The 12,686-nt window shown below is 68.5% G+C and carries 13 protein-coding genes; 6 read left to right on the forward strand and 7 right to left on the reverse strand.

Features of this window, described 5'->3' with window-relative positions; translation table 11 throughout:
• Nucleotides 1-164: 164 nt before the first annotated feature.
• The 4 genes from hutU to hutI are packed head-to-tail and all read right to left on the reverse strand — an operon-like array spanning nucleotide 165 to nucleotide 5,441.
• Nucleotides 165-1,832: a urocanate hydratase gene (hutU, locus tag DCO49_RS02290; protein ID WP_116862627.1), complete on the reverse strand. Its 1,668-nt coding sequence runs from the start codon at nucleotides 1,830-1,832 to the stop codon at nucleotides 165-167.
• Nucleotides 1,829-2,683, reverse strand: a complete 855-nt coding sequence (hutG, locus tag DCO49_RS02295; RefSeq protein WP_116862628.1) for an N-formylglutamate deformylase — start codon at nucleotides 2,681-2,683, stop codon at nucleotides 1,829-1,831. Before hutG ends, hutU begins: the two co-directional genes overlap by 4 nt.
• Nucleotides 2,680-4,221, reverse strand: coding sequence for a histidine ammonia-lyase (hutH, locus tag DCO49_RS02300; RefSeq protein ID WP_116862629.1), 1,542 nt, complete (start codon nucleotides 4,219-4,221; stop codon nucleotides 2,680-2,682). Before hutH ends, hutG begins: the two co-directional genes overlap by 4 nt.
• Nucleotides 4,218-5,441 (reverse strand): imidazolonepropionase, encoded by a 1,224-nt coding sequence (hutI, locus tag DCO49_RS02305; RefSeq protein ID WP_116862696.1) that lies wholly within the window; start codon nucleotides 5,439-5,441, stop codon nucleotides 4,218-4,220. The genes hutH and hutI overlap by 4 nt, the downstream gene beginning before the upstream one ends.
• A gap of 67 nt (nucleotides 5,442-5,508) precedes the next feature.
• Here hutI and DCO49_RS02310 point away from each other — a divergent pair, with 67 nt between their 5' ends.
• The 4 genes from DCO49_RS02310 (at nucleotide 5,509) to DCO49_RS02325 (ending at nucleotide 8,295) form a co-directional block, all read left to right on the forward strand.
• Complete coding sequence (locus tag DCO49_RS02310; protein ID WP_116862630.1) at nucleotides 5,509-6,879, forward strand: formimidoylglutamate deiminase; 1,371 nt, start codon at nucleotides 5,509-5,511, stop codon at nucleotides 6,877-6,879.
• Between the two features lie 31 nt (nucleotides 6,880-6,910).
• Nucleotides 6,911-7,639, forward strand: coding sequence for a histidine utilization repressor (hutC, locus tag DCO49_RS02315; RefSeq protein WP_116862631.1), 729 nt, complete (start codon nucleotides 6,911-6,913; stop codon nucleotides 7,637-7,639).
• 72 nt (nucleotides 7,640-7,711) lie between these two features.
• Entirely contained in the window at nucleotides 7,712-7,894 is a 183-nt protein-coding gene (locus DCO49_RS02320; protein ID WP_116862632.1) for a type II toxin-antitoxin system HicA family toxin, read from the forward strand.
• Nucleotides 7,895-7,902: 8 nt separating this feature from the next.
• Complete coding sequence (locus tag DCO49_RS02325) at nucleotides 7,903-8,295, forward strand: type II toxin-antitoxin system HicB family antitoxin (RefSeq protein ID WP_116862633.1); 393 nt, start codon at nucleotides 7,903-7,905, stop codon at nucleotides 8,293-8,295.
• A gap of 48 nt (nucleotides 8,296-8,343) precedes the next feature.
• On the opposite strand, the gene DCO49_RS02330 is transcribed toward DCO49_RS02325, so the two are convergent.
• The 3 genes from DCO49_RS02330 to DCO49_RS02340 form a co-directional block, all read right to left on the reverse strand.
• Complete coding sequence (locus DCO49_RS02330; RefSeq protein WP_116862634.1) at nucleotides 8,344-9,378, reverse strand: restriction endonuclease; 1,035 nt, start codon at nucleotides 9,376-9,378, stop codon at nucleotides 8,344-8,346.
• 238 nt (nucleotides 9,379-9,616) lie between these two features.
• Complete coding sequence (locus DCO49_RS02335; RefSeq protein ID WP_116862635.1) at nucleotides 9,617-10,108, reverse strand: phasin family protein; 492 nt, start codon at nucleotides 10,106-10,108, stop codon at nucleotides 9,617-9,619.
• An 81-nt stretch (nucleotides 10,109-10,189) separates the two neighbouring features.
• Entirely contained in the window at nucleotides 10,190-10,465 is a 276-nt protein-coding gene (locus DCO49_RS02340) for a polyhydroxyalkanoic acid system family protein (RefSeq protein ID WP_108769216.1), read from the reverse strand.
• 124 nt (nucleotides 10,466-10,589) lie between these two features.
• Here DCO49_RS02340 and DCO49_RS02345 point away from each other — a divergent pair, with 124 nt between their 5' ends.
• Nucleotides 10,590-11,399 carry an FHA domain-containing protein gene (locus DCO49_RS02345; RefSeq protein ID WP_116862636.1) on the forward strand — a complete coding sequence of 270 codons (810 nt, stop codon included), beginning with the start codon at nucleotides 10,590-10,592 and terminating at the stop codon, nucleotides 11,397-11,399.
• A gap of 195 nt (nucleotides 11,400-11,594) precedes the next feature.
• Nucleotides 11,595-12,680: a 3-phosphoserine/phosphohydroxythreonine transaminase gene (gene serC, locus DCO49_RS02350; RefSeq protein ID WP_116862637.1), complete on the forward strand. Its 1,086-nt coding sequence runs from the start codon at nucleotides 11,595-11,597 to the stop codon at nucleotides 12,678-12,680.
• Nucleotides 12,681-12,686 lie beyond the last annotated feature (6 nt).

Raw genomic sequence — 12,686 nt, forward strand, 5'->3', positions numbered from 1 at the left:
CCGGCAAGCAGGGCCGGGGATGGGCTCGGCTTTACGTGGATTGGCGGGGAGGGCCGGGGTAGGCCCGGGGGCACAGGGAGCCGGGGGGGGGCGGGCCGCTGGCGGGCAACGAGCGGAGCCCAGGGCAGAGCCGGCGAGCGGCCGGCACTATCGATGGAACTTGATCAGCCCAGGATCCCCGGCAGATACAGCCCCTTTTCCTTCGCGCACTCCACCGCGATCTCATACCCGGCATCGGCATGGCGCATCACCCCGGTGGCCGGGTCGTTCCACAGCACGCGCGCAATCCGCTTCGCCGCCGCCTCGGTGCCATCGCAGACAATCACCATGCCGGCGTGCTGCGAAAAGCCCATGCCCACGCCGCCGCCGTGGTGCAGCGACACCCAGGTCGCGCCGCTGGCGGTGTTGAGCAGGGCGTTCAGCAGCGGCCAGTCGGACACCGCATCGGAACCATCGGCCATCGCCTCGGTCTCGCGGTTCGGCGAGGCCACGCTGCCCGAATCCAGGTGGTCGCGGCCGATCACCACCGGCGCCTTCAGTTCGCCGTTGGCCACCATCTCGTTGAAGGCCAGGCCCAGTCGATCGCGGTCGCCCAGACCCACCCAGCAGATGCGCGCGGGCAGGCCCTGGAACTTGATCTTCTCGGCGGCCATGTCCAGCCAGCGGTGCAGGTGCGGGTTGTCCGGAATCAGCTCCTTCACCTTGGCATCGGTCTTGGCGATGTCTTCCGGGTCCCCGCTCAGCGCGGCCCAGCGGAACGGGCCGATGCCGCGGCAGAACAGCGGGCGGATGTAGGCCGGCACGAAACCGGGGAAGTCGAAGGCATTGGCCACGCCTTCTTCCAGCGCCATCTGCCGCAGGTTGTTGCCGTAATCCACAGTCGGCACGCCCAGCGCATGGAAGCCGAGCATGGCGCGGATGTGGTTGGCCATCGACGCACGCGCAGCCTTTTCAACTTCCTTCGGTGCGGAAACACGCTTCTCGTCCCACTGCTCGACCGTCCAGCCCTGCGGGAGGTAGCCGTTCACCGGGTCGTGCGCCGAGGTCTGGTCGGTCAGCAGGTCCGGCTTGATGCCGCGTTCCAGCAGTTCGGCCAGTACGTCAGCCACGTTGCCCAGCAGGCCGACCGATTTCGGCGTGCCCGCCTTGCAGGCGTCATCGATCAGCCGCAGCGCCTCATCCAGGTTGTCGGTCCAGGTGTCCAGGTAGCCGGTGCGCAGGCGCATGTCGATGCTGCTCTTGCGGCACTCCACGGCCAGGCACGAGGCGCCGGCCATCACCGCGGCCAGCGGCTGCGCGCCGCCCATGCCGCCCAGGCCACCGGTGAACAGCCACTTGCCGGTCAGGTCGCCACCGAAATGCTGGCGGCCCATTTCCACGAAGGTTTCGTAGGTGCCCTGCACGATGCCCTGCGCGCCGATGTAGATCCAGCTGCCGGCGGTCATCTGGCCGTACATGGCCAGGCCCTTCTTATCCAGCTCGTTGAAGTGGTCCCAGGTGGCCCAGCGCGGCACCAGGTTGGAATTGGCGATCAGCACGCGCGGTGCATCGGCATGGGTGCGGAACACGCCCACCGGCTTGCCCGACTGCACCAGCAGGGTCTGGTCATCCTCCAGCCGCTTGAGCGTTTCGACGATGGCATCGAAGCTTTCCCAGTCGCGCGCGGCGCGGCCGATGCCGCCGTACACCACCAGTTCCTGCGGGCGCTCGGCCACGTCCGGGTGCAGGTTGTTCATCAGCATGCGCAGCGGCGCTTCGGTCAGCCAGCTCTTGGCGTTCAGCGTGGTGCCGGTGGGCGCGATGATGGTGCGGCTGGGGTCGTTGCGGGTCATGCGGCGCTCCGGTTCGTAGCGAATTCAAGGCAGGCAGTGAGCACCTGCGCCAGCGTGTGGCGCAGCGGTGCGGCGTGTTCGGGGTCGAGCGGGGTGGGCCAGCTGTGCTCGTCCACCTGGTCGGGCAGGGGTTCGTGCATGTAGCCACGGCAGGCCAGTTCCATCTGCAGCGTGTGCACGCCGCCGGCAATGTCGCTGTAGTGGCGGGTGATCCAGCCGCCCTTGAAGCGGCCGTTGCGCACCTGGCTCATGCCGCTGATCTTCAAGAGGTTCTCCACCACATCGCTCAGTGCGTTGTCGCAGGCGGTGTCCGCTGCACCGGAAGGGCCGGCGGTGCCCAGGTTGAACTGCGGCAGCTCGCCGTCGAACAGGTGCGGGATATGCGAGCGGATCGAATGCGCGTCATACACCACCACCGTGCCGTGGCGCGCACGCAGGCGTGCGATCTGCACGGCCAGCGCATCGTGGTAGGGCGCGAAGTACGTGTCGCGGCGGCGGCCGATCTCCGCTTCATCCGGCTCGCGGCCGGCGTGGTACAGCGGTTGGTTGTCGAAGGTGGTCAGCGGGCACAGGCCGGTGGTGTTCTGGCCCGGGTACAACGACACGCCGCTGGGGTCGCGGTTGAGGTCGATCACCGAACGCGAGATCGCCGAGCGCACGGTGGTCGCGCCCATGCCGCGCACGAAGTCGTACAGCTCGTGCACCCACCAGTCGGCATCGCGCCGCGCCAGCCACGGCGAGTGGTAATCGCCCATCAGCTCGTGCGGCAGCTCGCTACCGGTGTGCGGGAAGCTGACGATCAACGGGGCATCGCCCTCGTGCACCGTCAGCCATTCGGGGAGGGCGTTCATGCCTGCGGCTCCACGGTCGGCAGCAGCGCACCCAGGCCCTGCGCCAGCGCGCCGCTGCGCACCAGGTTCGTGGCGATCACCATGTCCGGGTGGAAGTAACGGTCTTCTTCCAGTGTCGGCACCTGCGCGCGCAGGGTGGCTCGCACGGTTTCCAGTGCGGCGCTGGAGCGCAGCGGCGCATGGAAATCGCAGCCCTGCGCCGCAGCCAACAGCTCGATGCCGATCACGTTGGCCGCGTTCTCGGCCATCTGCATCAGGCGGCGGGCGCCGTGCGCGGCCATCGACACGTGGTCTTCCTGGTTGGCCGAGGTGGGAATGGAATCCACGCTGGCCGGGTAGGCGCGCTGCTTGTTTTCAGAGACCAGCGCGGCGGCGGTCACCTGCGGAATCATGAAGCCGGAATTCAGGCCGGGGCGCGGGGTCAGGAACGCGGGCAGGCCGGACAGCGCCGGGTCCACCAGCATCGCCAGGCGACGCTCGCTGATGGAACCGATCTCGCACACGGCCATCGCCAGCATGTCGGCGGCGAAGGCCACCGGCTCGGCGTGGAAGTTGCCGCCGGACAGCGCTTCGCCGGTTTCGGTGAACACCAGCGGGTTGTCGGTCACGCCGTTGGCTTCGATTTCCAGCGTGGTCGCGGCCTGGCGCAGGATGTCCAGCGCCGCGCCCATCACCTGCGGCTGGCAGCGCAGGCAGTACGGATCCTGCACGCGCACATCGTTGTCGCGATGCGATTCGCGGATGTCCGAACCCTGCATCAGCGAGCGCAGCGTGGCGGCAGTGGCGATCTGCCCGCGCTGGCCACGGATGGCATGGATGCGCGGATCGAACGGCGTGTCCGAGCCCTTGGCTGCTTCCACCGACAGCGCGCCGGTCACCAGCGCGGCCTGGAACACGGTCTCGATGTCGAACAGGCCGGCCAGCGCATACGCCGTAGAGAACTGGGTGCCGTTGAGCAGGGCCAGGCCTTCCTTCGCATCCAGTTCCACCGGCTGCAGGCCAGCGCGCGAGAGGGCGTCCACCGCCGGCAGGCGCTCTTCGCCGATGAAGGCCTCGCCCACGCCCAGCATCACGCTGGCCAGGTGCGAAAGCGGTGCCAGATCACCCGATGCACCCACCGAGCCCTGCGCCGGCACCACCGGCAGCACGCCCTTCACCAGCATCGCTTCCAGCAGCAGCAGGGTTTCCTCGCGCACGCCCGAAGCGCCCTGCGCCAGGCTCACCAGCTTCAGCGCCATCATCAGCCGCACCACGCTGACCGGCATCGGCTCACCTACGCCGGCGGCATGCGAGAGCACGATGTTCCGCTGCAGGGTGGCCAGGTCTTCGCGCTCGATGCGCACGCTGGCCAGCTTGCCGAAGCCGGTATTGATGCCATACACCGGCGCGCCCTTGGCGACGATCGCGGCCACCGCGGCGGCGCTGGCGCGCACCACTGGCAGCGCAGCCGGGTCGAGCGCAAGCGGTGCGCCGCGGTAGACCTGCCGCCACTGGGCAAGGGTGACATGGCCGGGGCGAAGAACCAGGGTGTTGCTCATGTGTTGCTCCAGGAAGCAGGCAGGTCGGGCTGCCCGCGCACCACGCGCGCGTGCAGCGGGTTGAATCCCATGCGATAGACCAGGTCGGCCGGCGCGTCGATGTCCCAGATCGCCAGGTCGCAGTCCAGGCCCACCGCCAGGCGGCCGATGCGCTCGCCGCGGCCCAGCGCGCGCGCCGCTTCACGGGTGAAGCCGGCAATGCATTCGTCCACGGTCAGGCGGAACAGGGTGGCGCCCATGTTCATCGCCAGCAGCGGACTGGTCAGCGGCGAGGTGCCGGGGTTGCTGTCGGTGGCCAGGGCCAGCGGCACGCCGGCCGCACGCAGCGCGGCAATCGGGGGCAGGGTGGTATCGCGGGTGAAATAGAAGGCGCCGGGCAGCAGCACGGCCACGGTGCCGGCGGCGGCCATCGCGGCAATGCCGGCATCATCAAGGTGTTCGATATGGTCGGCCGACAGCGCACCGAAGCCGGCGGCCAGTTCGGCGCCATGCTGGTTGCTCAGCTGTTCGGCGTGGATCTTCACCGCCAGCCCGTTCGCACGCGCCGCCTCGAAAACCTGCCGCGCCTGCGCCGGCGAGAACGCGATGTTCTCGCAGAACACGTCCACGGCCTCGGCCAGGCCTTCGGCAGCAATGGCCGGGATCATCACGTTGCACACATCGTCGGTGTACTCCTGCGCCTCGCGCCCCGGCGGTACCGCATGCGCGCCGAGGAAGGTCGGCACCACGTTCACCCGGCACTCCTCGCCCAGTGCGCGGGCCACCTGAAGCTGCTTGCGCTCGTCGTCCAGGGTCAGGCCGTAGCCGGATTTGATCTCGACCGTGGTGATGCCTTCGGCGCGCATCGCCAGCAGGCGAGGGCGGCTTTCCGCGGCCAGCTGCTGCGGCGAGGCGGCGCGGGTGGCGCGCACGGTGGAGACGATGCCGCCGCCCGCGCGGGCGATGTCGGCATAGCTGACGCCCTGCAGGCGCTGCTCGAATTCATTGGCGCGGTTGCCGGCGTACACCAGGTGGGTGTGGCAGTCGACCAGGCCGGGCGAGATCCAGCGGCCTTCGCCATCGATGCGGGTGGTCGGCTGCAGGTGCGCATCGCTGCCGGCCGGGCCGACGTGGGCGATGCGGCCCTCGGCGCAGGCCAGTACACCATCGGTGATGAGACCCAGGCCCTCGCCATCGAGGGTCATCAGGTGGACGTTGGACCAGAGGGTATCGACGTGCATGGCATCCACAACGCGGCTGTGCTTATATGTCTATACAATATAGACGTCCATTTCGGGTTGTCCAGCCATGTCCGATTCGCGTTCCCCGCACTGTTTCCATGCCACCCACGCCCTGCTGGCCGAGGGCTGGGCGCGCGACGTGCGCCTGCAGGTGCAGGGCGGCCGCATCGCCCGCATTGAAACGGGGCAGGGCGCACAGGAGGGTGATACCCGCGTTGGCCTGCTGCTGCCGGGCCTGCCCAACCTGCACAGCCACGCGTTCCAGCGCGGCATGGCCGGCCTGACCGAGATCGGTGGCGGCGACGGTGACAGCTTCTGGAGCTGGCGCGAGTTGATGTACCGCTTCCTGGCCCACCTGCGCCCGGAGGCAGTGCAGGCCATCGCCGCCCAGGCCTACATGGAAATGCTGGAAAGCGGCTTCACCCGCGTCGGCGAGTTCCATTACCTCCACCACCAGGCCGATGGTCAGCCCCATGCCGACCCGGCCGAGATGAGCGCGCGCATCGCCGCCGCCGCCGAGCAGACCGGCATTGGCCTGACCCTGCTGCCGGTGTTCTACGCGCACGCCGATTTCGGTGGCGCACCGCCGAATCCCGCGCAGCGTCGGCTGATCCACGATGTGGACGGGTTCGCGCGGCTGCTGGAAGGGGCGAAGACCGCCCTGGCCACGCTGCCCGACGCGGTGCTGGGCATTGCCCCGCACAGCCTGCGCGCGGTCACCGGCGAGGAACTGGATGCCCTGCTGCCGCTGACCACCGGCCCGGTGCACATCCACATCGCCGAGCAGGTGCGCGAGGTTGAGGCCTGCCTGGCCTGGAGCGGCCAGCGGCCGGTGCAGTGGCTGTACGAAAACGCTGCCGTCGATGAGCGCTGGTGCCTGGTGCATGCCACCCACATCACCGATGCCGAACGTGCGCGGATCGTGGCCAGCCAGGCCGTGGCCGGCCTGTGCCCGATCACCGAGGCCAACCTCGGCGATGGCCTGTTCCCGATGCAGGTGTTCGCGCGCGAGGGCGGCCGCTTCGGTGTCGGCTCGGATTCCAACGTGCTGATCGACGCCGCCGAGGAACTGCGCCTGCTCGAGTACGGCCAGCGCTTGGCGCTGCGCGGGCGCAACGTCCTCGCCCCGGATGCCGTCCGCAGCAGCGGCCGCTTCCTGTTCGAGGGCGCGCTGCAGGGCGGCGCCCAGGCGCTGGGAGTGGCCGCCGGCCTGCAGGTCGGGGCCAGCGCCGATCTGCTCGAACTGGACCCCGCACACCCGGCGCTGCAGGCGCGACAGAATGACGCATGGCTTGACAGCTGGGTCTTCGCTGCACGTAATGGCGCGCTGCGTTCGGTCTGGCGCCATGGCCGCCAGGTCGTGGCCGATGGCCGCCACCTGCAGCGCGAGGCCATCACCACCGCCTTCGCCGCTGCCCTGCGTGGCGTGCTGGGCTGACCGCCTCCCGCTCATCGAGACCCCCACACCCGTGAAGGCCAGCAAGTCCGCCACGCTCAACCAGCGTATCCGCAGCGATCTGGAAAGCCGCATCCTCAGTGGAGAGTGGGCGCCGGGTTTCCGCATCCCGTACGAGCACGAGCTGATGGAGCAGTACGGCTGCTCGCGGATGACGGTGAACAAGGTGCTGACCGCGCTGGCCGAGAGCGGCATGATCGAGCGCCGCCGTCGCGCCGGTTCGTTCGTGGCGCGGCAGCCTCCGCACCTGGAACAGGTGGCGCTGGAGATTCCCGACATCGCCATGGAAGTCGGCTCGCGCGGCCATCAGTACGCCTATCGGCTGCTGCAGCGCGAACTGCGCCTGGCCGAGCCGGGCAATGCCGGCGAGGTTGAGCTCGCCCGCAGCGAGGCGTTGTTGGCGATGCGCTGCCTGCATCTGGCCGATGACCGGCCGCTGGCGCTGGAGCACCGGTTGATCAGCCCGGTGGGCGTGCCCGAGGTGCTGGAGATCGATTTCAGCACTACCGCGCCGGGCAGCTGGCTGCTGCAGAACGTGTCCTGGACCCGCGCCCAGCACCGCATCAGCGCCTGGGGCGCGGACGCGGCCTCGGCCAAACTGCTGGACGTGAAGCCGGGCACTGCCTGCCTGGTGATCGAGCGCCTGACATGGCGCGGCGACCAGCCGATCACCCGCGTGCGGCAGATGTTCCTGGGCGATGCCTGGGACCTGGTGGCACGCTTCGCGCCGGGCGCGCGGTAAGTCGGACAGCCGGGCGCTCACCTGTCGCCTTGAACTCTGTCGGTGCGTGTGTACGATGTGTAAGGTCCGCGTATGAAAAGCGGGGACCTCATCCGGGAACTACGCGCGGCGGGTTGGACCTGCCGTCGGATTCGTGGCTCCCACCATGTATTCGTACATCCGCGTTGCCCGCACATCATTACCGTGCCGCATCCCAGGAAAGATCTGGGAATTGGCCTGGTCCAGGCAATCCGGAAGCTTGCTGGGCTGACGTAGAGGGTCCCATGCGATATCCAGTCTTGATCGAAGCCGGTGACGAACGCACAGCCTGGGGCGTGGTCGTGCCCGATCTGCCGGGTTGTTTCTCTGCGGCCGACACGCTTGATGACGCCCTCAGTTCGGCGGAGGAGGCCGCGCTTGCGTGGATTGACGCCGCGCTTGATGCAGGGTGCTCCATCCCGACGCCGTCTGCGCCGCAGAAGCTCGTGGCCGATGCTGGTACTGGGACCCAGTGGATTCTCGCTTACATCAACATTGATCCCGCCCTGCTGGACGATACCGTCGAGCGGGTCAACATCAGCCTGCCGCGGCGGATCCTCGCAAGGTTGGATGCGCAGGCCAAGGCGGCCGGCGAATCGCGTTCGAGCTACATTGCCCACCTTGCCGCGTTGCGTTGACGCCACGGCATCATTTGCCCATCCACGCCATGCGTGGATGATCCCCCATCAATACGTAGCGCACTGCCGCCAACGAACCGGCTCATCCACGCCCGGGCGGGCGTTGAGCTGCACGCGCACGTTGCGCAGGGCGGGGTAACGCAGCACTTCCTGGCAGACCCGCGGCCATACGGCTTCCAGCTCGCCGGTGCGGTTGATGGCGAGGGTCTGCCGGGTCAGCCAGACGCCGCTGGCGATACCGGGCTGGTGGGCCAGTGCACGTGCCAGTTCGGCCTGGTAACGGTCCAGGGTCGCGATATCGGGATTGAGCTCGTTGCGGTCGTTGTCGGCGGGCGCAGCAGGCGCAGCCTCAGCCGGAGCCTCCGGTGCAGGCACGTCCTCCGCGTCTGCCAGCGGCGCAGCGTCCGGCTGCACGTCGGTGGCGACCGGCGCCGGCGCGGCTGCTGCCGGCGGCGGCGTGCTGTCGACAGCGGCTCCGCTGGATTCCACGTGCAGGCCCTGCAGGCCCAGCCCGACCAGCAGGCCCAGAGTCACCGCACCCAGCGCGGAAATAGCGATGCGACGCAGCGCCTCCCGACGGGCCGTCGAGCGCACGCGCGTCTCAATCTCGGCCGGCAGGTAGGGCTGCAGCAGCGGCCACAGGCGCGGGCCATCCAGAACTTCGACCGACTGCTTTTCGGCAGCAGTCAAGCCATCGCGCTCGACCCGGCCCTCGGTGATCAGCAGGCCACCCTTGGCGCCGCCCAGGCGCGCGACGGCGCCCAGCTCGTTCACCGCGGCCGTACCGATGCGGTAGGCCAGCCCGTGCTTGCAGGAGACCAGCCAGGTATTGGGGCCATCGCTGAGCAGGAAATCACTGCTCGGCTCGCGCACTTCGTCGGTTGGGTCGGCCACTTCGCGCAGGCCGCGTCGCTCGCGCAGCATCCGCTTGATCAGTGTCGAGAATTCGCGCCAATGCATGCCCGCCAGGGCCTGCAGCCCCAGTTGCATTTCCGTTCGCCGCCGCTTGACCCACCACAGATAGACGATGGCCAGGGTGCAGGTAAGCAGGGCCGACAGCAGGGCCAGAATCCAAGGGAGCATGCAGGAAGGGAGCGGAAGGGGCGAAAACCGAAGACGACAGTGTAAAGGCCACGCAGTCATATTGCGTCAGGGCCTTCCCGACACGAATTGTGATGTAGCCCGCAGATCCGCGTGGCGCAGGCACGAAAAAACCCGCCAATCCTGAAGCCGTGAGGGGAGGGAACAAACGGCAGCCGAAGCGATTGGCGGGTTTCTCGCGATTGTCAGTGAATTTTTATTGCATTGCAACAATCGAAGGTCAGGGCACGCCGCCGGGCGACTGGTGGCTTCCCGGCGCCGGCGCATCACTGCCCGAAGCCGCGCGGTTCTCCAGCTTGGCCAAGCGCGCGTGCAAGGCATCGAGGCGGGCCTCGAGTGCGGCCACGTCACTGGCAGTGGGGACGTGCATGCGCTTGAGCACGCCCTGCACCTGGTCGTCGAAGGCCTTTTCCACCTTGTTCCAGGTGCCAGAGGCCTTTTCGCGGGCCTCGTCGAGGGAGGTCTCCACGTTGTCGCGCCAGCCCGGACCCTCCTCACCGCTGCGCTCGCGGCGGCGGGATTCCCAGGCTTCGCCTTCCTTCACCAGGCCATCGAAGAAGCGGCTGCCTTCGGCCTGTGCGCGGCCCAGTGCACCCAGGCCAGCCAGCCAGACCTGCTGTGCCGAATTGCTGAACTTGCGCGAAAAGCGCTCGGCCTGTTCGCCGAACGAAGCGTCGTCGTCGCGGCGGTCGTCATTCTCGTACTGGTTCATCGCGCTTCCCGGGGCAGTTGGACCTGTCCCCGAGGGTAGCGCGCACGAACGTTGCAGGGCCGTGATGGCCGCTGCCTGGGTTCAGCCCAGCTTTTCCTTCAGCACGCGCTGGATCTCGGTTTCCACCATGCCCTTCATGGCCGACAGCAGGAAACCCAGCTTGGCGGTCACGCGCACGGCGCCCGGCTGCAGCTCGATGGCGCCGTCCACGCCGCTGCCGCTGAAGTTCAGCACGTCGGCGGCCCAGCTGGATTTCAGGCCGAAGCGCTCGCCCAGCTTGGCGGCAACCTGTTCGATCGCCTCGCGGGCCTGTGCATCGGGCAGGGCGTGGGCGTGGCGGACATCGATGGTGGACATGCAGGCTCCTGGCGCTGGGCGGGGATATCAAAGAGGGCGGCCATTGTGCGCATCGGCGGGCGCCACGCCAAGCGCCCGTCGCCGGTTCTTCTGCGTTGGCGAGCAACCTGCTAGTCTGCGCCGCGTGCAGAACCTGCTTGTTCACTTCAGTCAACAACAACAGCCCGACCAGCCCCTGCGGCCCGGGGTGCAGCGCATCGTGCGCCAGGCAAACGGCAGCGTGCGGCTGGGTGACCCCGGTCATGGCGCGCTTCTGCTGGCCCAGTTCTGCATGGACGACCGTGGCCTCTGGCTGCAGGTCGGCAACGGCATCCGCAGCATCCACGTGAACGGCCGCCCGGTGCGGCGCATGGCCCTGCTGCGCGCAGGCGATGCGGTGTATGTGGATGGCGTGGAGATGGTCCTGCAGGGTGAGGTCGAGAGCCTGCTGCAGGCACCGTCGCCGTCGCCGGCCAGTGATGGCATCGCCGATGAGCAACGCCTGCTGCGCGGTGTCGGCGGCCTGCACCATGGCCGCAGCTACACCCTGTCGCGCCCGCGCCTGGTCGGCCGTGGTGGCGATGTTGATATCGAGATCGACGACCCTGCCTTTGCCGAGCAGCACGCCCGTGTGGAAGTGCATGGCGATCGCGTGCTGCTGCGCGACCTGGGCAGTGCCGATGGCACCCGGGTCAACGGCGTGGCCGTGCGCCACTGCTGGCTGCAGCCGGGGGACCAGGTGGTCTTCGATGGGCAGCACCGTTTCGTGCTGGAAGTACCGCACGATCCGCGCCGGCGCCCGCTGCCGGCCGAGGACGACGCCAGCCAGAATGCAGAGCAGGTGGCGGACGCGCCGGTGGCGCCTCGCCGCGTGCGGCGTTGGCCGTGGCTGCTGGTAAGCGCATTGCTGCTGGCGGGTGTGCTCAGCCTGCTGCTCTGGTTCGGCGCGCGCTGATCCGCGTCCGCCGGGCATGGCCCGGCGCTACCGGCCTTCGCTCTGGTAGATGCCAACCTTGGTTGGCAGGGTTGGCGGCTACCGGTGCTGTGCGCGCGGCAAATGGATACCAATGAAACCAAATTTCCCTTGCCGCACCAGGCCGCAAGGCTGGTGCACTGCGGCATACTAGGGGTCTTGCCCCACAGGTGTCACATGACGCGCGCGTTCAACTTCAGTGCCGGCCCTGCAACCTTGCCGGAATCGGTCCTGCGCCAGGCGCAGGCGGAAATGCTGGACTGGCACGGTGCCGGCGCCTCGATCGTGGAAATGAGCCATCGCGGCCCGGAGTTCATGTCCGTGGCGGCCGAGGCCGAGGCCGACCTGCGCCGCCTGCTTGATATCCCCGACGACTATGCCGTGCTGTTCCTGCCCGGCGGCGCCACCACCCAGCAGGCGCTCATCCCGCTCAACTTCGCCCAGGCCGGCCAGCGTGCCGACTACGTGGTCAGCGGCCACTGGGGAAAGACCGCGGTCAAGCAGGCCAGCCCCTACGTGGGCGTCAACATCGCCGCCAGCAGCGAAGCCAATGGCTACCGCGCGCTGCCGGCACGCGACAGCTGGCAGCTCTCGGCCAATGCCGCCTACGTGCACATCACCGCCAACGAGACCATCCACGGCGTCGAGTTCCGTGATGTACCCGACACCGGTGACGTCCCGCTGGTGGCCGATTTCAGCTCGTCCATCGCCAGCGAACCGCTGGATGTGCGCCGCTATGGCGTCATCTATGCCGGCGCGCAGAAGAACCTGGGCCCGGTCGGCATCGCGGTGATGATCATCCGCCGCGACCTGCTCGAGCGCAGCGGCCAGGCCCGCGCGGACATCTTCGATTACCGCTCGCACGTCGCCCGCGATTCGATGCTCAACACCCCGCCGACCTGGAACTGGTACCTGGCCGGCCTGGTGTTCAAGTGGATGCTGGCCGAAGGTGGCGTGGTCGAGTTCGCCAAGCGCAATGCCGCCAAGGCCGCGCTGGTGTACGGCGCCATCGATGCCTCCGGCGGCTTCTATCGCAACGAAGTCGCGCACTCGGCGCGCTCGCGGATGAACATTCCGTTCTTCCTGCCCAACGCCGATCTCGATGCCCGCTTCGTGGCCGAAGCCAAGGCCGCCGGCCTGCTGGCCCTGAAGGGCCACAAGGTGGTCGGTGGCATCCGCGCCTCGCTGTACAACGCCATGCCGATGGCGGGGGCCGAGGCGCTGGTCGCCTTCATGGCCGATTTCCAGCAGCGCAACGGCTGAGCAATG

It is taken from the genome of Stenotrophomonas sp. SPM (assembly GCF_003105135.1).
GTDB lineage: Bacteria > Pseudomonadota > Gammaproteobacteria > Xanthomonadales > Xanthomonadaceae > Stenotrophomonas.